The 18,014-nt window shown below is 61.4% G+C and carries 15 protein-coding genes; 11 read left to right on the plus strand and 4 right to left on the minus strand.

The window, feature by feature from the left end:
- Nucleotides 1-10: 10 nt before the first annotated feature.
- The 7 genes from AB6803_RS02955 to AB6803_RS02985 all read left to right on the plus strand — a co-directional run bounded on the left by AB6803_RS02955 (nucleotide 11) and on the right by AB6803_RS02985 (nucleotide 8,061).
- Nucleotides 11-1,360, plus strand: coding sequence for an LLM class flavin-dependent oxidoreductase (locus tag AB6803_RS02955; protein WP_371107455.1), 1,350 nt, complete (start codon nucleotides 11-13; stop codon nucleotides 1,358-1,360).
- 18 nt (nucleotides 1,361-1,378) lie between these two features.
- Nucleotides 1,379-2,566, plus strand: coding sequence for a M20 aminoacylase family protein (locus AB6803_RS02960; RefSeq protein ID WP_371107456.1), 1,188 nt, complete (start codon nucleotides 1,379-1,381; stop codon nucleotides 2,564-2,566).
- A 25-nt stretch (nucleotides 2,567-2,591) separates the two neighbouring features.
- Nucleotides 2,592-3,116 carry a GNAT family N-acetyltransferase gene (locus tag AB6803_RS02965; RefSeq protein ID WP_371107457.1) on the plus strand — a complete coding sequence of 175 codons (525 nt, stop codon included), beginning with the start codon at nucleotides 2,592-2,594 and terminating at the stop codon, nucleotides 3,114-3,116.
- Between the two features lie 39 nt (nucleotides 3,117-3,155).
- Complete coding sequence (locus AB6803_RS02970) at nucleotides 3,156-4,934, plus strand: amino acid ABC transporter permease/ATP-binding protein (protein ID WP_371107458.1); 1,779 nt, start codon at nucleotides 3,156-3,158, stop codon at nucleotides 4,932-4,934.
- Between the two features lie 76 nt (nucleotides 4,935-5,010).
- Complete coding sequence (locus tag AB6803_RS02975; protein WP_371107459.1) at nucleotides 5,011-5,955, plus strand: ABC transporter substrate-binding protein; 945 nt, start codon at nucleotides 5,011-5,013, stop codon at nucleotides 5,953-5,955.
- 78 nt (nucleotides 5,956-6,033) lie between these two features.
- The gene (locus AB6803_RS02980) at nucleotides 6,034-6,975 is read left to right on the plus strand and encodes an ABC transporter substrate-binding protein (RefSeq protein ID WP_371107460.1); all 942 of its coding nucleotides are present in this window, start codon (nucleotides 6,034-6,036) and stop codon (nucleotides 6,973-6,975) included.
- 30 nt (nucleotides 6,976-7,005) lie between these two features.
- The gene (locus tag AB6803_RS02985) at nucleotides 7,006-8,061 is read left to right on the plus strand and encodes an LLM class flavin-dependent oxidoreductase (protein WP_371107461.1); all 1,056 of its coding nucleotides are present in this window, start codon (nucleotides 7,006-7,008) and stop codon (nucleotides 8,059-8,061) included.
- Between the two features lie 11 nt (nucleotides 8,062-8,072).
- Here the strand turns inward: AB6803_RS02985 and AB6803_RS02990 are convergent, their stop codons facing one another.
- On the minus strand, nucleotides 8,073-8,780 hold the full coding sequence (locus tag AB6803_RS02990) for a transcriptional regulator (protein WP_371107462.1): 708 nt from the start codon (nucleotides 8,778-8,780) through the stop codon (nucleotides 8,073-8,075).
- 132 nt (nucleotides 8,781-8,912) lie between these two features.
- Between AB6803_RS02990 and AB6803_RS02995 the strand changes: the two genes are divergently transcribed.
- Together AB6803_RS02995 and AB6803_RS03000 are read left to right on the plus strand one after the other, a co-directional pair.
- Nucleotides 8,913-10,049 carry an aminotransferase class I/II-fold pyridoxal phosphate-dependent enzyme gene (locus AB6803_RS02995; protein WP_371107463.1) on the plus strand — a complete coding sequence of 379 codons (1,137 nt, stop codon included), beginning with the start codon at nucleotides 8,913-8,915 and terminating at the stop codon, nucleotides 10,047-10,049.
- A 255-nt stretch (nucleotides 10,050-10,304) separates the two neighbouring features.
- Nucleotides 10,305-11,369, plus strand: a complete 1,065-nt coding sequence (locus AB6803_RS03000; protein ID WP_371107464.1) for a glycosyltransferase family 2 protein — start codon at nucleotides 10,305-10,307, stop codon at nucleotides 11,367-11,369.
- Between the two features lie 28 nt (nucleotides 11,370-11,397).
- On the opposite strand, the gene AB6803_RS03005 is transcribed toward AB6803_RS03000, so the two are convergent.
- Genes AB6803_RS03005 through AB6803_RS03015 form a run of 3 tightly spaced genes read right to left on the minus strand, consistent with a single transcriptional unit; the run spans nucleotide 11,398 to nucleotide 15,377 of the window.
- Nucleotides 11,398-12,795 carry an LLM class flavin-dependent oxidoreductase gene (locus AB6803_RS03005; RefSeq protein WP_371107465.1) on the minus strand — a complete coding sequence of 466 codons (1,398 nt, stop codon included), beginning with the start codon at nucleotides 12,793-12,795 and terminating at the stop codon, nucleotides 11,398-11,400.
- A 36-nt stretch (nucleotides 12,796-12,831) separates the two neighbouring features.
- Nucleotides 12,832-13,899 (minus strand): ABC transporter permease, encoded by a 1,068-nt coding sequence (locus AB6803_RS03010; protein ID WP_371107466.1) that lies wholly within the window; start codon nucleotides 13,897-13,899, stop codon nucleotides 12,832-12,834.
- Nucleotides 13,896-15,377: a sugar ABC transporter ATP-binding protein gene (locus tag AB6803_RS03015; RefSeq protein ID WP_371107467.1), complete on the minus strand. Its 1,482-nt coding sequence runs from the start codon at nucleotides 15,375-15,377 to the stop codon at nucleotides 13,896-13,898. The genes AB6803_RS03010 and AB6803_RS03015 overlap by 4 nt, the downstream gene beginning before the upstream one ends.
- Before the next feature lie 227 nt (nucleotides 15,378-15,604).
- On the opposite strand from AB6803_RS03015, the gene AB6803_RS03020 reads away from it, so the two are divergent.
- Together AB6803_RS03020 and AB6803_RS03025 are read left to right on the plus strand one after the other, a co-directional pair.
- Nucleotides 15,605-16,651, plus strand: coding sequence for a substrate-binding domain-containing protein (locus AB6803_RS03020; protein WP_371107468.1), 1,047 nt, complete (start codon nucleotides 15,605-15,607; stop codon nucleotides 16,649-16,651).
- Nucleotides 16,652-16,736: 85 nt separating this feature from the next.
- The gene (locus tag AB6803_RS03025; protein ID WP_371107469.1) at nucleotides 16,737-17,948 is read left to right on the plus strand and encodes an acyl-CoA dehydrogenase family protein; all 1,212 of its coding nucleotides are present in this window, start codon (nucleotides 16,737-16,739) and stop codon (nucleotides 17,946-17,948) included.
- The last annotated feature ends 66 nt before the right edge of the window (nucleotides 17,949-18,014 follow it).

Genomic DNA, 18,014 nt, shown 5'->3' on the forward strand with positions numbered 1-18,014 from the left:
GACTGATCCCATGGCTCAGAAACACGTCACATTCGGCATCATGCTGCAGGGCCCTGGCGGCCATATGAACGCCTGGAAACATCCGAGCGGACCGGCCGACGCCAGCATCAATTTCGACTTCTTCGTCAAGACGGCACGCAAGGCGGAGGAGGCGGGCATCGCTTTCGCCTTCGTCGCCGACGGGCTCTATATCAACGAGCAGTCGATCCCGCATTTCCTCAATCGCTTCGAGCCGATCACGATCCTGTCGGCGCTTGCCGCCTCGACCTCGAAGATCGGACTGGTCGGCACGCTCTCGACCTCCTACAGCGATCCCTTCACCGTCGCCCGGCAATTCGCCTCGATTGACCTCATCAGCGGCGGCAGGGCCGGTTGGAACGCGGTGACATCACCGTTGGAGGGCTCCGGCCGTAATTACAGCCGTGAGCATCCCGAGCACGAACTACGCTACGAGATCGCGGAGGAATATATCGACGCGATCAAGGGCCTCTGGGACTCCTGGGATGACGACGCCTTCGTCCGCGACCGCGAAACCGGCGTTTATGCCGACAAGACCAAGATGCATCGCCTCGATCATAAGGGCCGCTTCTTCCGCATCGAAGGGCCGCTGAATATCGGCCGCTCCAAGCAAGGGCAGCCGGTCGTCTTCCAGGCGGGAGCTTCGGATTCGGGCATCCGGCTTGCCGGCAAGCATGCCGACGCTGTCTTCACCAATGGTGGGCCGATCGAGGATGCACAGGTCTTCTACCGCCAGCTCAAGGACAGCGTGATCGCGCAGGGCCGCAGCGCCGCGGAAGTCGGCATCTATCCGGGGATCGGGCCGATTGTCGGCGCGACGAAGGAAGAGGCGGAAGCGAAGTATCAGGCGATCCGCAATCTCGTCACCATCGAGGAGGCGCTGCTCTATCTCGGCCGCTTCTTCGATCACCACGATTTCAGCGTCTATCCGCTGGATGATCCATTCCCCGATCTTGGCGACATCGGCCGCAATAATTTCCGTGCCACCACCGACCGCATCAAGAAGACGGCGCGGGAGAAGGGGCTGACGCTGCGCCAGGTCGCGCTCGATTCCGCAACGCCGCGCACCGCCTTCATCGGCACGGCGGAGCATATCGCTGACGAGATCATCCGTTGGGTGGACCAGGACGCCGCCGATGGCTTTATCCTCGGCTTCCCGGTGATCGCCGAGGGTTTCGACGACTTCGCCAAGCATGTCCTGCCGATCCTCACCGAACGCGGCTATTTCGACCCGGTGCTGAAGGGCTCGACGCTGCGTGACCATCTGGGGCTGCGCTATCGCGAAAGCCGCTATGCGGGCGCGAAGGATGAAGCCGAGCAGGGAAGGGCGATCCGCGCCTGAGGCGCGGACGATCAAGCCATGAACGTCATTTCCCAGCATCATCGACTGGCGGACGACATCGAAAAGGGGATCGCCTCCTTCATCGACGAGATCATCGAGCTTCGCCATGATCTGCACCGCTATCCGGAGCTTGCCTTCCAGGAATTGCGGACCAGCAAGATCGTCGCCTCTCTCCTTTCCTCCTGGGGTTATGAGGTGACGACTGGTGTCGGCGGCACCGGCGTCGTCGCTACCCTTCGGGGCGGCGACGGCGAAAAGCGCATCGGTATCCGGGCGGATATGGATGCCTTGCCGATCGAGGAGGCGACGGATCTTCCCTATGCCAGTGATAATCCGGGCGTCATGCATGCCTGCGGCCATGACGGGCATACATCGATCCTGCTGGCGGCGGCGCGCTATCTCGCCGAGACCCGCCGTTTCTCCGGCGTACTGACCCTGATCTTCCAGCCGGCCGAAGAAATCGGTGCTGGCGCGCGCAAGATGATCGCCGACGGACTTTTCGAACGCTTTCCGGTTGATGCCGTCTTCGGCCTGCACAATTGGCCGGGTGTGCCAACAGGCCAGTTTGGTTTCGTCGCCGGCCCGGCCATGGCCTCCGTCGACCAGGCCGTGATCCGCATTATCGGCAAGGGCGGCCACGGGGCCGAGCCGCACAAGTCGGTCGATCCGATCCTGGCGTCGGCTTCTTTCATCACGGCGCTGCAAAGTGTCGTATCCCGCAATGTCGATCCTCAGGACATGGCGGTCGCCACCGTCGGTTCGATCCATGCCGGCTCGGCTTCGAACGTGATCCCGGAGAGCGTCGAGCTGAAGCTGACCATGCGTGCCTTCAGCGAGACGGTCCGCCAGCAATTGCAGGAGCGTATTCCCGCACTTGCCCACGCCCAGGCCGAAAGCTTTGGCGCACAGGCGGACGTGAACTATCGCCTCGGCTTCCCGGCCCTCATCAACCATCGCGATGAGACGGCTTTCGCTCGCTCGGTCGCACTGGAGGCCTTCGGTGAGGCGCAGGTCGCCAAGGATTTCCGGCCGCGCACGGCGAGCGAGGATTTCGCCTTCATGCTGCTGGAACAACCGGGCAGCTACCTCTTCGTCGGCAATGGCGACAGCGCTCCACTCCACAGCGCTCACTACAATTTCGACGACACGATCATAGCGCCCGCCGCCCGCTACTGGGTGCGGCTGGTCGAGACCTTTCTTTCATAGTGACGACAACAGGACGGCTGATGAGATGAGTGACAGCTTTCTCTACACGACCCCTCTCGACCCGCGCGCCAAGCCGCTGATCGATGAGCTGATTCACGAATATGACAGCCGCTACGGCACCTATTTCAGTGCCGAGGGCGCAGCCGCGGAACTCAATCGCTATCCCCCGGAGTATTTTGCACCGCCGGACGGCAATTTCCTGCTCCTGATCCGCGACGGTGAAACCATCGGCGGCGGCGCTTTCAAGCGCTACGACGAACGCACAGCCGAGTTCAAGCGCATCTGGACCCGGCATGACCTTCGCCGGCAGGGACTGGCACGCAAGGTTCTCGTCGAGCTGGAATCACAGGCGGCCCGCCAGGGCTATTCCCGCATCTACCTCACCACGGGCTTTCGCCAGCCGGAGGCCGTCGGCCTGTATCTCGGCTACGGCTACACCGCGCTGTTCGATCAGACCGTCGATCCGGAAATCCACAAGACGCTGCCCTTCGAAAAGGATGTCAGCCATCTGGCCGAACCGGAACTGCGGGTGGCCGGCAGCAACAGGTGAAAGCGGCAACGGACCGATAATCCATAAAAGGGAAATATCATGGCACTGACGACAGATTTCGCCGGGATCGATCCCGGCAGCCGGATCGCCGATCAAAAGCAGGATCACTCTCGCTACCGGATCGTGCCGGCGCGTCATCCCGCCCGGCTGGCGGGCACCGTTTTCGCCGCTGTCGTCATCGCCGCCGTGCTCTATTCCACCTTCACCAATCCGCGCTGGGGTTGGGGCGTCTTTGCCGAATGGTTCTTCGCCGAACCCGTTCTCGTCGGCCTCGGCAGGACGCTGCTTCTGACCGTGCTGGCCGCCATTTCCGGCTCCATACTCGGCACGGCACTGGCGCTTGCGCGTGTTTCCAAATCACCGCTGCTATCAGGCCTTTCCTGGGGCTATATCTGGCTGCTGCGCTCGATCCCGATGATCGTGCTGCTGCTGGTGCTGAACAATCTCGGCTATCTCTATGAGACCATCAAGATCGGCATCCCCTTCACGGACACGGTCTTCATCGACTATCCGACGGTGCAATTGCTGACGCCATTCGCCGCCGCCTTCCTGGGACTGACGCTCAATCAATCGGCCTTCTTCGCCGAGATCGTGCGCGGCGGCATTCTCTCTGTCGATCAAGGCCAGTTGGAAGCGGCGTCCGCCCTTGGCCTGTCGCGCCGCCGCCAGGCCTTCCGTATCGTCTTGCCGCAGGCCATGCGTTCGATCCTGCCGACCGGCTTCAACGAGATCATTGGACTAGCGAAGAGCACCTCCATGGTTTACGTGCTCGCGCTGCCGGAACTCTTCTACACCGTCCAAGTCATCTATCGTCGTAACCTCGAAGTCATCCCGCTGCTGATGGTCGCGACCGTATGGTATCTGATCATCATGACGGTGCTGTCGATCGCGCAGTACTATATCGAACGGTATTTCTCCAAGGGTGCCGTGCGCAATCCGACGCCGCTCCCGTTTCAGACCTTGTTCGCCCGCTTCCGACGCCCGCTGCCCACGTTTGTGGCTACGACAGATATCGTGCGCAAAACCGGCTTCAGCGATGTCGCAAGCCTCAGGGCAGCAGGCGGCGCCGTGCGTATTCACGGCATTTCGAAGAGCTTCGGCGCACTGAAGGTGCTCGACAATGTCGAACTCAATCTTCCGCCCGGCAGTGTCACTGCCATTCTCGGCCCCTCTGGCTCCGGAAAGTCGACGCTGCTGCGCGCGATCAACCATCTGGAACGCGTCGACAGCGGCTTCATCTCCATCGACGGCGATTTTATCGGCTATAGGCAGAAGGGCGACACGCTCTATGAGCTAAAGGAGAAGGACATTCTCAAGAGCCGCGCCGATATCGGCATGGTCTTCCAAAGCTTCAATCTCTTCCCGCATCTGACGGTACTTGAAAACCTCATCGAGGCGCCGATCCAGGTGCGTGGTGCGAGCCGCGAGGAGGCGGTGCAGCTGGCGCAGGAACTGCTTGCCCGCGTCGGCCTCAGCGACAAGATCAATGCCTATCCGCGCCAATTGTCCGGCGGCCAGCAGCAGCGCGTTGCCATCGCCCGCGCGCTGGCACTCCGCCCCAAGGTGCTGCTCTTCGACGAGCCGACCTCGGCGCTCGATCCGGAGCTGGTCGGTGAAGTGCTCGACGTCATCAAGGAGCTCGCCCGCACCGGCACGACGCTCGTCATCGTCACCCACGAGGTCGGCTTTGCCCGCGAGGTCGCCGACACGGTGGTCTTCATCGAAGGCGGCCACATTCTCGAGGTCGGGCCACCATCCAGAATCTTCAATGACGCCGAACATCCGCGCACGCGAGAGTTCCTGGCAAAAGTTCTCTAGCGAAAACCGGCCCCACTTCGCCAGAGGAAGAAAGCATGCGCAACCACAACCCTAGAATGAAAAGAAGGTAAGCTACATGACTGTCTTCAAAAAAAAGACATCCCTGGTGGCCGGCGTGATTGCCGTGGCCGTCCTCGGGCTCGGTCCCGCCCTTGCGGCGGAAAAGTTCAATCTCAGCCCCGACACGTCAAATCGGATTCGTGCCGAAAAAGACGAAGCTGCGATCAAGGCGATCGCGCCGGGCTTCAAATTCGTCAATCCGGGCAAGTTCACCGTTGCGATCAACCCCTGGGATCCGCCGGTCGCAACCTATGCCACCGACGCCAAGACGGTGGTCGGCACCGATCCGGAGTTCGCACAGCTGCTTGCGGATTCGCTCGGCCTGCAGCTGGATCTCGTGTCCGTTGCCTGGGAAGATTGGCCGCTGGGCGTCTCCTCCGGCAAATATGATGCCGTCATCAGCAATGTGACCGTCACCGAGGAGCGCAAGCAGAAGTTCGATTTTTCCACCTATCGCAAGGACGTGCTCGGCTTCTACGTCAAAGCCGACAGCAAGATCACCGCGATCAAGGAGCCGAAGGACGTCGCGGGCCTCAAGGTCATCACCGGTGCCGGCACGAACCAGGAGAAGATCATCCTGGAGTGGGACCGGGAGAATGTCGCCGCCGGTCTGAAGCCGGTCGAGGTGCAGTACTACGACGACCGCGCGGCCGCCGATCTGGCGATCCAGTCGGGCCGCGCCGACGTGGAGTTCAATCCGAATGCCACGCTTGCCTATAGCGCCTCCATCAAGGGCAGCACCAAGCTGGTCGGCACGGTTAGCGGCGGCTGGCCGTTGACGGCCGAGATCGCGGTCACCACCCGCAAGGGGGCGGGGCTCGCCGATGCGGTGACGATCGCGCTCAACGACCTGATCAAGGACGGCAAATACGGCGAGGTGCTGAAGCGCTGGAGCCTCACCTCCGAAGCCGTCGATAAGTCTCAGACCAATCCGCCCGGCCTGCCGAAGAGCGGTTCGTAATCGGCTGCGATGCGATAGACCGCCGGCTCCGCGAAAGCGTGAGCCGGCGATTCACAAAGACGGAATATGGAGACTATCATGACAGGCATACCGGCCATCCGGGCATGTTCATTCGTTTTGCTGATGACGGCGCTGACGTCTTTCGGCGCGGCCCGCGCCGATAATCTGAGTTTCGACCTCAGTCCGGAGCAGCCGGATCGCATTCATGTCGAGCAAGATACGAAGGCCATCGCAGCTATCCCCAAGGGTTTCAAGTTCGTGACGCCGGGCACGCTCACGGTTGCCGTCGCGCCTGGCGGCCCGCCGCTTGCCACCTATGCGACGGACGCCAGGACCGTGGTCGGTGCCGATCCGGATATCGCCACCGCCATCGCCGACAGCCTCGGGCTGAAGCTGGAACTCGTGCCGGTCGCCTGGATCGATTGGCCGTTGGGCCTCACTTCGGGCAAATATGATGCCGTCATTTCCAATGTCGGCGTCACCGAGCAGCGCAAGGAGAAGTTTGATTTTTCCACCTACCGCCAGGGCCTGCACGGCATCTATGTCAAGTCGGACAGCAAGATCGGTCCGATCAAGGAGCCGAAGGATGCGGCGGGCCTAAGGTTCATCGTCGGCGCCGGCACCAATCAGGAGCGCATCCTGCTCGAATGGAGCAAGGAGAATGTCGCCGCCGGGCTGAAGCCGCTGGAGCTGCAATATTACGATGACGATGCAGCCAGCCTGCTGGCGCTGGCGTCCGGTCGCGCCGATGTGATCGTCCAGCCGCATGCGCAGCTCGTCTACATCGCCGCCCGCGACAAGAACATCAGGGGCGTCGGCACGCTGAGCGCCGGCTGGCCGGATCGCTCCGATGTCGCGGTGACCACGCGCAAGGGGAGTGGCCTGGCCGATGCTTTGACCGTCGCCACCAATGATCTGATCGCCAACGGCAGTTACAGCAAGATTCTCAACCAATGGCATCTGGCGGAGGAAGCCCTCCCGAAGTCGGAAACCAATCCGCCCGGTCTGCCGAAATATTGAGCGGCTGAAGGCATTGACAGGAGTGATGACATGAGCGGCCGCAAGATTTCGATCAGCCATATCGGCTTCCTGACCCCCGGCAATTACCCGGACGACGATCCGTTGTCGGGATTGGAGCAGACGCTCCAGCAGTTGCGATATGGCGAGGAACTGGGCTTTGACAGTGCCTGGGTTCGCCAGCGGCATTTGGAGCCCGGCATTTCGTCGGGCAGTGCCTTCCTGGCGGCTGCAACTCAGCGCACCAGCCGAATCCAGCTCGGCACGGCGGTGATCCCGATCGGCTATGAAAGCCCTTACCGGCTGGCCGAGGACCTCGCCACCGTCGATGTCCTGGCGCGCGGGCGGTTGAATATCGGCGTCAGCGCCGGGCGGCCGCTGCATGCAGACCTGATCGCGCCGCTGGTCTTCGACGGTGACTGGGAGAGCAATGATTTCTCCCATGATCGTGTCTTGCGCTTTGCCGCCAATCTGCGCGGCACGCCTCTCGGCGATGAGCAGACATTCATCAAGACACCCTTCGGCCCGATCCGGCCGCGCCTGCAGCCCTATGCCAAGGGGCTGATCGACCGGATCTGGTATGGCGGCGGATCGCAGCGCTCCGCCGAATGGGCCGGTCGCAATGGCTTCAATCTGCTCACCGGCAATGTGATCACGGGCGAGGGAACCGACGACTTCCTCGTTGCCCAATCGCGGCTCATCGAGACCTATCGTGCAGCCGCCGGAACCCGTGGCCGTGTTGCGCTCGGACGCGTCATCGTGCCATTCGATAGCGCCGACATCGCCACCCGTCGCCGCTATCAAGACTATGCCGCCGGCCGCCATGAGCGGACGCTAACGCCACAAGGCGAGCGGCGCACCCTGTTTGCCCGCGACATCATCGGCACCTCGGAGGAGATTTTGGAACAACTTTTCGCCGATCCGATCCTGCCCAAGGTCAGCGAGCTGCGGCTGGAACTGCCTTATGAGTTCGAGCACGAGCAATACCGCCAGATCCTCCACGATTTCATTACGCGGATTGCACCTGAACTCGGATGGTTGGGCACGGGCACGACTGCATCCGGCAAGGAAGAAAAACGCTACGCCTGAGCAAGGATGTCCTAGGTTTCTCGCTCCTGGTATGTTCGCAACGGGTCAGGGTCAAGGCGCCCTGCCTCGATTTTCTTCTGCCTAGCCTCCCGCAGATGCTTGTAAACGGTCGCCCGCGAAATTCCGAGCAGCCGCGCCAGATAGGGCACGAGATTGCGGATGGCGAAATAGCCCTCCCGCTCCAGGACTTCCACTAAGCCAACGTGATCCTCCTTCGCAAGCGCCGACGCTGCCAAGCCGCGTTCGGCGAGGAAATCGGCGATTGCGGCATTGACCGTCTCCTGCCAATCCGATTGGAAAAGTGCTGTCGGCTGTGTGCCACCGCCTTGGAATGCCGTCAGCAGGCTTAGCGCCTCGCGCGCCGATTCCATCGGGTCGATGTCGAAATTGATGCAAAGCAAGCCGAAGGGCACGCCATCTTGCTCGCGCAGGACCGAGGTCACGGACTTCAGCCGCCGTCCGTCGAAATTGGTCTTTCGATAGGGGCCGATGACGTCGGCATCGAGTGCGCCAATGTCCTTGAGATCGGTGAGTGATGATCCACCGACCTGACGCCGTGAGATGTTGTTGGCGATATGGACGATCTTCTCCGTTTTCAGGTCATGAATAACGACTTCCGCATGCGGCTTAAACAGTGTCGCGATCGCCTCCGCGACCGGAACAAAACGCAATAGATCCTCCGCAACTCCCGGCGCCGCAACCGCTGCCTTCTTTGACATCGCCTCGTATTCCCATCTTCCTCGAGAATTACAAAGTCTCTGTATTTGACAAAATGTCAACATACTTTTACCCTTTGCCTCGAATGCAAAGCGCGTGTGATCGCGTTATCGTCCGTAATGGAGACACCCATCATGCCGGTCCTGCCCGATTTCAAGCTGGAGGCCTATTTCTCGAAGTGGGAATTCACAGCGCGCTATCACATGACGGCATCCGATGCGCAGAGCATGACGATGGCCGAACTTCTGGCGATGGGGACCGAGGAGCAACGAGCGGCGTTCCAGACCCAATGGCTCGGCTATACCGAGACCTTCGGCGACCCGGCACTACGAGACATTATCGCCGGCCTTTATGCACGGATGAAAAGTACTGATATTCTCTGCTTTGCCGGGGCAGGCGAGGGGATCTACATCGCCATGCATGTGCTGCTCGAAAAGGGCGATCATGCGATCATCGTGACCCCGAACTATCAGTCGGCCGAAACGGTCCCGCTCAGCATTTGCGACGTGTCCGGAGTGGCGCTTGATCCCGCTAATGGCTGGTCGCTGGACATCGATGCGGTGCGGGCTGCGATCCGGCCGAACACCAAGCTGGTCTCGATCAATTTCCCGCATAATCCGACCGGTAAGATCCTCGAAAGAGACCGGTTCGATGCTCTGGTGGGTCTGTGCCGCGAGCACGGCATCTGGCTCTTCAGCGATGAGGTCTATCGCGGCCTCAGCGTCGACGGTAAGCCGCAATTGCCCGCAGTGGCCGATGTCTACGAACGCGGCCTATCGCTCGCCGTAATGTCCAAAGCCTACGGACTTCCCGGCCTGCGCATCGGCTGGATTGCCTGCCGGGATCGCACCATCCTCTCGCGGATGGAAAGGATGAAGCACTATATCTCCATCTGCAATTCCGCTCCCAGCGAGAGCCTGGCGAAGATTGCCCTGCTGAATGGCGGCCGTATTCTCGAGCGCAACAATCGGCTGATTGCCGCCAACCTCGACAAACTGAAGGCGCTCTTCGATGAGTTCGCCAGCCTGTTCGAATGGTATACGCCCGACGGCGGCTGTGTTGGCTATCCGCGCTACAAAGGCGCTGATGGCGTGGAGAATTTCGCGCGCGATCTCGTGGAAAGCGCCGGCGTGCTTCTGTTGCCCGCCAGCCTCTATCGCTCCGAACTTAACCCGACGCCCGACGGCCGGTTCCGCATAGGCTTCGGCCGTGCTGATATCGAAGAGGGGATCGCGGCGATGCGGTCCCACCTGCTCAGAAACCATCGCTAAGACCTCTACGGAAACGCAAATCGGCTGACGCCTAATCGTGGCATTTTGAAGCCGCGGCCATTCAAAAGCCACAAAGCTGCCGAGGCTGGCAACGGTACAGACAAGTTCAGACTTCGTCTTCGCCACCCGTTGGGCAGTACGTCTGTGACAGCAGTTTCTCCACATTGAGGAGCTGTACTTCCCGAAACGGGTTTTCCCCAGGACCTGAATGAGAAGGTTCGCCGCGACCAAAGCAGAATTGCGAGGTTCAATGCGATGCACTCCATCCCAGACCGTGCTTCCGTTTCCATCATCATCTCGAACTACAATTATGCACGCTTTCTCCGCCGCGCTGTCAGCAGTGCGTTGGGGCAGGATTACGACAATGTGGAAGTCATCGTTGTCGACGATGCGTCCACCGATGACTCCGCCAATGTCATCGCTTCCTACGGATCACGCATCAAGGCGTGCCTGAAAGAAACCAATGGTGGGCATGGCGCGGCGTTCAATACCGGTTTTGCCGCAAGCAGCGGCGAGGTTGTTCTTTTTCTCGATGCCGACGACTATCTTTACCCGAATGCGGTGTCCGAGATCGTCAATGCTTGGGAGGATGACACCGCCCAGGTGCAATTCCGATTGCACCTGGTCGATGAGGACCAGCAAGTAAGGGATGTCTTTCCGCCCTCGGAGCTGCCGTTCGATTCAGGCGACGTCACCTCCAAGCTGCTGCAAAAGGGGCGCTATCAGACCACCGTTACCAGCGGCCTGGCCTTCAAGCGTACGGTCTTGGAAGCGGTCATGCCGGTTCCGGAAACGGATTTCCGTCAGGGTGCCGACGGCTATCTCGTCACCGTGGCACCTCTCCATGGACACGTAACCTCGATCGAGACGTGTCTCGGCGCCTACCGCATTCATGGCGCTAATCACTCCGTCTTTGCGGAAAAGCTCGGCCAGCGGGCACGCTGGCGCATGGAGCACGATTTTCACCGAATGGATGCACTTTCGGATCAGGCCGCCGAAGTCGGCCTGACTGTGCCGCAGGACGTCAACCTCCATGATCCAGTCCATCTGGAAGAGCGCCTGGCATCGCTCTGCATGGATAGCTCAAAGCATCCCATGACCAGCGACTCCAGATTTACCCTCGGCACCGCCGGTGCCGTGGCCAGTTTGGAAATGAATGCATCCCTACGCCGCCGCGCGGTGCTCGCGGCGTGGTTTCTATCCGTCGGCGTCCTTCCGCGGCGTATGGCAAAAGCCATCCTGTCGTGGAAGCTCGTCGCCTCGTCGAGGCCCGCCTTCCTGCTGCGCATTTCGAAAACCATCCGCCACGCCGTTGGGTAGGCCAAGAGATAGCGGCGCGGTTGCGCCGCTATCTCGCTACGGCCCTTGCGATCCGCTCCTCATTCAAGTTCCGATAGCTGGCGCCCGGATGCGGCGCCTGCAGCCGTGGCCCATTGCCACCCAGCTTTTCCCGCAGTGTTCCCGGGCGATACTCGGTCTTATAGACACCGCGCTTCTGTAGTTCCGGCACGAGCAGATCGACGGCATCCTCGAAGCTCTCCGGCGTGACGGCATAGGCGAGGTTGAAACCGTCTACATCCGTGTCCTCGACCCATTCCTGCAGGAGGTCGGCGACCGTTTGCGGCGAGCCGACGAAGACCGGGCCGAAACCGCCGATGCCGACCCAATCGGCCATCTCGCGCACGGTCCAGACCTTGTCCGGATCGATGGTGGTGAAAGTTTCGACGGCCGATTGCACAGCGTTGGTATAGCGGTGCCTCAGCGGTTCGTCGGGCGCGAACTGGCCGAAATCGATGCCTGTCCAGCCGGAAATCAGCGTCTGCGCGCCTTCATACGACACATATTTGCGGTATTCGTCGAACTTTCGTTTCGCCTCCGCATCCGTCTCGCCGAGGATCACGGTCTGCAGATTGAAGGCCAGGATTTCGCGCGGATTGCGTCCGGCCTTGGCTGCTGCCTCGCGGACATTGGCGACATAGCGCTTCAGGACCGGTTTCGATGGTGCAGCGACAAAGATGCATTCGGCATGCGCGCCGGCGAAATCCTTGCCGCGGCTTGAGGCGCCGGCCTGATAGAGAACCGGCGTGCGCTGCGGCGACGGCTCGCTCAGATGAATGCCCGGCACGGTGAATTGTTTGCCAGAGTGATGGATCGGGTGAACTTTCTCTGGATGGGTGAAAATGCCGGCTTCGCGGTCGCGTGCCACGGCATCGTCCTCCCAGCTTCCTTCCCAGAGCTTGTAGCAGACCTCGAGATATTCCTCGGCGAGATCATAGCGATCGTCATGCTTCGTCTGCGCCGCCTGGCCGACATTCAGCGCACCGCTGTTCAGATAGGAGGTGACGATGTTCCAGCCGACACGGCCCTTGGTAAGGTGGTCGAGCGTCGAGATGCGGCGAGCGAAAGTATAGGGGTGCTCGAAGGAGAGCGATGCCGTCAGCCCAAAGCCGAGATGTTCGGTCATATAGGCCATGGTCGGAATGAGCTGCAGCGGATCGTTGACCGGCACCTGCGCCGAATGGCGAAGGGCGGCATCGACATTGCCGTTCAGCACGTCGTAGACCCCGAGCACGTCGGCGATGAACAGACCGTCGAACTTGCCGCGCTCCAGCGTCTTGGCGAGATGGACCCAGTAGTCGAGATCCTTGTACTTCCACGACTGATCGCGCGGATGCCGCCAGAGGCCGGGCGATTGGTGACCGACGCAATTCATGTCAAAGGCGTTCAGCCTGATTTCACGGCTCATTTTCAGCTCCTTGTGGGATCGGAGGTGGGCAGGATGTCAGGAATTGGTACGGCCGAGGCCGTAGGTCAGGGCAAGCGCTCCGACCAGCACGGCGCCCTTGACGAAATCCTGGGTGTAATAGGGGGCGTTCAGCATGGTCAGCCCATTGAGCAATACGCCGACGAAGACCGCTCCGACGAGGGTACCAAGCACATTGGGTCGGCGCAGGCCAAGCACGGCAAAGCCGATCAGCGAAGCGGCGACCGCATCCATCAGCAGCGAACCGCCGGAAGAGACATCGCCGCGGCCGACGCGCGCGGCAATGACGATACCGCCGAGCGAAGCGAGCGTGCCGGATATGACATAGGCCAGCGTTTTCAATCGGGTCGTGGAGGCGCCCGCCAGCCGTGTTGCCACTTCGTTGCCGCCGGTGGCAAAGAGCAGCCGGCCAATGCGGGTCCTCTCGGTCAGCACAAAGAGCACAAGGGCGACCAGGATCATCAGGACAACGGAAACCGGCACGACACCGAACAAGCTATAGCGGCCGATCAAGAGGAACTGCGGATCATAGCTGCCGGCGGCCTTGGAACCGTTGGGCAAGATCAGCCCGGAAGAGATCGAACGGCCTGCGGTCGGGATGAGCTGCAGACCGGAGAGCAGGAACATCATCGACAGCGTCGCCAAAAGGTCCGGCACTCTCAGCCGGACAATGATGAAGGCGTTGATCAGGCCGATCGCCGCACCGAAAGCGAGCACCAGCGGTACGGTGGCATAGACATCGAGTTGCCAGACGATCATCGCGTAGCTTGCCGCCATGACGCTCGAGGCCGCGACCGCGCCGATCGAGAGATCGAAACCGCCGACGGCAAGCGTCACGGTGACGCCGGCGCCGAGGATGGCGACGACAGAGACCGCCTGCAGGATGCTCATGAGGTTGTTGATATTGATGAAGGCCGGTTGGGCGCCGGTGAAGCCGATGATGAGCGCCGCAAGCAGGATGAAGACCGCGCCGGAGCGGAGGATGGCGCTGATGTTGGTGAGCCAGCCGATTACCGGATTGACGGCTGCTGCTGTCTCGCTCCGTTCCGCCGGCTGTGGGAAGCTGTCATTATCAACGGATGTCATGCGGGGATGTCCTCAAGGGCGTCTGGGGTCGTCGCGCTGGCGACGGGGCTCAGGCTATGCCGGTCGATCACGAGAATACGGTCGGCCACTTCGTAGGCCTCCTCCGGGTCGGAGGTGGCAATCAGCGTGGCGCGATCGCTGCGGCTGCGTATGGCCTGGATGATGTCATGCCGGGCGCCGACATCGACGCCCTGAAAGGGTTCGTCAAGCAGGAGCAGCCGGCTCTGCTCCGCTTCCCAGCGTGCCAGAACCACCTTCTGCTGGTTGCCGCCCGAGAGCGTCCAGACGGAGGCGAGGGGACCCGGAGCCTTGATCCGCAAACGGTCGATCGCCTTTTCCGCCTCCTGCCGCTCGCGATTGCCGAAGAGGAAACCATTCGGGTACCAGCGGCTGAGATGCGGCAGGCTGATAGTAGCGGCGACCGAATTGCCGGGCCAGGCGGCTGGCATCAGCGAAGAGCGGTGCCGGTCCTCAGCGGCCATGGCGACACCGGCGGCAATTGCCTGTGCCGGATTTCTCGGCTCATAGGCTTTGCCGTCGAAAAACATCTCTCCTTCGACAAGTGGATTGAGACCGAAGATCGTCGAGAGCAGACGGCTCTTGCCCGCGCCGAGCACGCCGGTAATGGCGACGACCTCGCCTTCGCGAAGCGAGAGATCGAATGGGATGGCGTTCGGCACCAGACGCGCGTTTCGTATTTCGAAGACCGGCTTGCCGCCGATATCGCGCGCGCCAGGCCGTGCCGATTCCAGCTTGCGGCCGATCATGGTCTCGATGGCGGCCGAAAAGTCGATCGGGCGCGTGAATGAGCCGACAACGCGCCCGCCGCGCATGACCAGCGCGCGATCCGCGATCGCATCCAGATCTGCTGTGCGATGGGAAATATAGAGGATCGCCAGCCCCTGGCTCTTCAATCGCAGGAGAATATCGAAGAGCCGACGGCTTTCCTGCCCCGAAAGGCTTGCCGTGGGTTCATCGAGGATCAGCAGGTCGGCGTGATCGGCCAGTGCGCGTGCAACCGCCACCAATTGCCGGTCCGCCGCCGGCAGATTGCCGAAGTCCCGGTCCAGCGGCAGCGAAAAGCCAGCGACGTCCAATATGGCTTGCGCCCTGGCACGGATGCCAGCGCGCGAAACGAAGAATGGCATCCGGCGATCCGCGTAGCGCGGCAACAGCAGCGCATCCGCGACGGTCAGGCCGGGCGCGCCGACGAGGTCGGTCGACTGATGGACGGTGACGACTCCGGCTTTGGTCGCCTCAGCCGGAGTCGTCGGCGCGAAGCCATGTCCCTTGAACCGGATATTGCCGCCGTCGGCGGTCAGCGAGCCCGACAGGATTTTCACCAGCGTCGATTTGCCGGCGCCGTTTGCGCCCATCAAGGCGACAATCTCACCGCGCTCGATGGACAATGTCGCATCGGCAAGCGCACGCGTCGAACCAAAGTTGCGCGTCAGATTTTCGACTTGGAGCAGGGGCATGCAATCTTTTCCGGTTTCACCCGATAATGCCCCGGGGCACAGCCGAACTTCCAGGCACGCCATTTCCGGGACAAACCCGAAGATGGAACAAAGAATCTCCGGAAGCGGCAAAATTCAGATCATTTACTCTACTAAAAAGATAGAGATTATTTCTAATAGATTGACGCGTCGCCGGGAAACGTTTGCCCATCAGACGATGCTTTCGATCGACCATAAGGAACACGACGATGAAATCTCTCGCACGGCTCGGTCTGTCTGCCGCCGTCATTCCATTCGTCTTCTTGCAGCCGGCCCATGCCGATGGCATCGCTGGCGCACCGGCGCCCTTCGACAAGGGCGGCGTCAAGCTGGCGCTGATCAGCTACATCTCCGCCGGCGATTTCTTCCAGGCCTATCAGGCGGGGGCGGAAGCGCAGGCCAAGGCGCTGGGCATCGATTTGCGTGTGTTCCCCGGTCGCCAGGATGCCGCCGAGCAGCGCGAGCAGATCCTCCAAGCCGTCAATCTCGGGGTTAGCGGCATCGTCATCGATCACGGCCTGCCGGAATCGCTTGGTGACGTTGTGCAGCAGGCGCTCGACAAAGGCGTCAAGGTCGTCGCCTTCGACGTCAACCTCAACAATCCGAAGATCCCGCAGGTTGAGCAGAGCGACCATGAGCTGGCGCAACAGGCGCTCGACCAGGTGGTTAAGGACAACGGCAAGAGCTTTGCCGCCGGCTATGTCTATGTCGCGGGCTTCGCGCCGCTCGACCGCCGCAACGAGGTGTGGGACAAGTTCAAGGCCGCCAATTCCGGCGTCGTCGAAAAGGCGCGCTTCGGCAATGTCAGCGATACGACCGCGACCAGCACCGCCGACCAGGCCAAGGCGGTGTTGACCGCCAATCCGGATATCAAGGTGGTGTTTGCGCCCTATGACGAGTTCGCTCGCGGCGTGAAGCTCGCAGCCGGCGACCTCGGCATCTCCGACAAGATCAAGATCTATTCCGCCGACGTTTCGACCGCCGATATCCAGGAGATCGTCGAGCCGGGCAGCCCCTGGGTTGCGACAGCCGCCACCAATCCCGCCGTCGTCGGCGCGGTTTCCATCCGCGCGGCCGCCCTGCAGATCGCCGGACAGGAGGTTCCGCACCAGATCACCGTCAAGCCGACGCTCCTGACCCAGGAGAGCCTGCGCGCAGCCGGCGTCAAGACCATCGAGGATCTGGCCGCCAAGATCCCGGCCTTCAGCACCAGCGATGCGGTAACCGCAAGCTGGATTCCAGCCAAGCTGTTCTGAACTTCACGACAGGACTTATGCGGCGGGTCATCTTCGGATCCGCCGCATCACCACTTCAAGCGATCGATGGATCGGGAGTTCCCACATGAGCAAATCCAATGTCGTCTTCGCCGCCAGCCATGGCACCGGACGGGACGCACTATTCTCAACTGCGGCGGAGATTTCCGCCGATTTCGCGAAGCGTGCGGCCGACCTCGATCGAGAAGGGCAGCCGCCACTGAAGGAGATCATCCGGCTTAAAAACTCCGGTCTCCTCAACGCGCTGCATGCGCCGCAAATCGGCGGCGGCGGGCTGAATTGGGTCGACGCATTGAAGCTGGTGCGCATCATCTCGCGCGGCGAGAGCTCGCTCGGCCAGCTTCTCGGCTACCACTTTGTTAATAGCCAGTATATTTATTGGGCGCTTGATGATGCCGCACGCGCCCATGCGCTCGGCGCCGAGACGGTGGCGAAGAATTACTACTGGGGTGCCGCCGTCAATCCGCGCGATCCGGGCCTGGAGCTCACCCGGCGTGGCAGCGCCTACGTGCTCAATGGCCGCAAAACCTTCTCTACAGCCGCCCATATCTCCGACTACATCAACGCCAACGCGGCACTTGACGGCAAAGTCGCCAGCTTCGCCGTGCCGACCAACCGGCCGGGCTATATCGCCAATGACGACTGGGACAATATCGGCCAGCGTCTCTCCGACAGCGGCACCGTCGAGTTCCGGGATTTCCCGGTCTACGAGGAGGATTTCATCGCGCCGCCCTCCGAACCGGATGCGCCACCGCCGGTGCTTTCGACGTTCAACACCCCGTTGATCCAACTCGTCTTCGTCAATTTCTACCTTGGCACCGCCGAAGGGGCGCTCGAAGCCGCGCTTGACTATGTGCGAACGACGACACGTCCCTGGATTACCTCCGGCGTAGAGAAGGCTTCTGACGATCCTTATATCCTTGAGCGGGTCGGAGAGTTCACTGCCGCGCTGAAAGCCTCTGCCGCTCTTGCCGACAGTGCAGCCGAAGCCGTCCAGGCCGCCCTTTCGCGGGGCAAGGATGTTACGGCGCGGGAACGCGGGGAAGCGGCGGCGGAGGCCTATGCGGCAAAAGTGCACGCCACCAATGTTTCGCTCGACATCACCTCGCGCGTCTTCGAACTGACCGGCGCCCGCTCCACCGCGTCGAGCTACAGGTTCGACCGCTTCTGGCGTAACGTCCGCACCCACACGCTGCACGACCCGGTATTCTACAAAGCCAAGGAAGTCGGCGAGTTCGTCCTGAACGGCAAGATACCGACCGTCAGCCTCTATAGCTGATCAGCATCCTCCCAAGATGCATGAAGAAAGGCCCGTTCCGATTTCGGAACGGGCCTTTTCGTTGGG

The sequence above is a fragment of the Rhizobium sp. RCC_161_2 genome (assembly GCF_041355235.1).
Taxonomy (GTDB): domain Bacteria; phylum Pseudomonadota; class Alphaproteobacteria; order Rhizobiales; family Rhizobiaceae; genus Rhizobium.

Coding starts and splice junctions, on each gene's coding strand:
- AB6803_RS02955 (WP_371107455.1), top strand. CDS start 11: ATGGCTCAGAAACACGTCACATTCGGCATCATGCTGCAGGGCCCTGGC.
- AB6803_RS02960 (WP_371107456.1), top strand. CDS start 1,379: ATGAACGTCATTTCCCAGCATCATCGACTGGCGGACGACATCGAAAAG.
- AB6803_RS02965 (WP_371107457.1), top strand. CDS start 2,592: ATGAGTGACAGCTTTCTCTACACGACCCCTCTCGACCCGCGCGCCAAG.
- AB6803_RS02970 (WP_371107458.1), top strand. CDS start 3,156: ATGGCACTGACGACAGATTTCGCCGGGATCGATCCCGGCAGCCGGATC.
- AB6803_RS02975 (WP_371107459.1), top strand. CDS start 5,011: ATGACTGTCTTCAAAAAAAAGACATCCCTGGTGGCCGGCGTGATTGCC.
- AB6803_RS02980 (WP_371107460.1), top strand. CDS start 6,034: ATGACAGGCATACCGGCCATCCGGGCATGTTCATTCGTTTTGCTGATG.
- AB6803_RS02985 (WP_371107461.1), top strand. CDS start 7,006: ATGAGCGGCCGCAAGATTTCGATCAGCCATATCGGCTTCCTGACCCCC.
- AB6803_RS02990 (WP_371107462.1), bottom strand. CDS start 8,780: ATGTCAAAGAAGGCAGCGGTTGCGGCGCCGGGAGTTGCGGAGGATCTA.
- AB6803_RS02995 (WP_371107463.1), top strand. CDS start 8,913: ATGCCGGTCCTGCCCGATTTCAAGCTGGAGGCCTATTTCTCGAAGTGG.
- AB6803_RS03000 (WP_371107464.1), top strand. CDS start 10,305: ATGCACTCCATCCCAGACCGTGCTTCCGTTTCCATCATCATCTCGAAC.
- AB6803_RS03005 (WP_371107465.1), bottom strand. CDS start 12,795: ATGAGCCGTGAAATCAGGCTGAACGCCTTTGACATGAATTGCGTCGGT.
- AB6803_RS03010 (WP_371107466.1), bottom strand. CDS start 13,899: ATGACATCCGTTGATAATGACAGCTTCCCACAGCCGGCGGAACGGAGC.
- AB6803_RS03015 (WP_371107467.1), bottom strand. CDS start 15,377: ATGCCCCTGCTCCAAGTCGAAAATCTGACGCGCAACTTTGGTTCGACG.
- AB6803_RS03020 (WP_371107468.1), top strand. CDS start 15,605: ATGAAATCTCTCGCACGGCTCGGTCTGTCTGCCGCCGTCATTCCATTC.
- AB6803_RS03025 (WP_371107469.1), top strand. CDS start 16,737: ATGAGCAAATCCAATGTCGTCTTCGCCGCCAGCCATGGCACCGGACGG.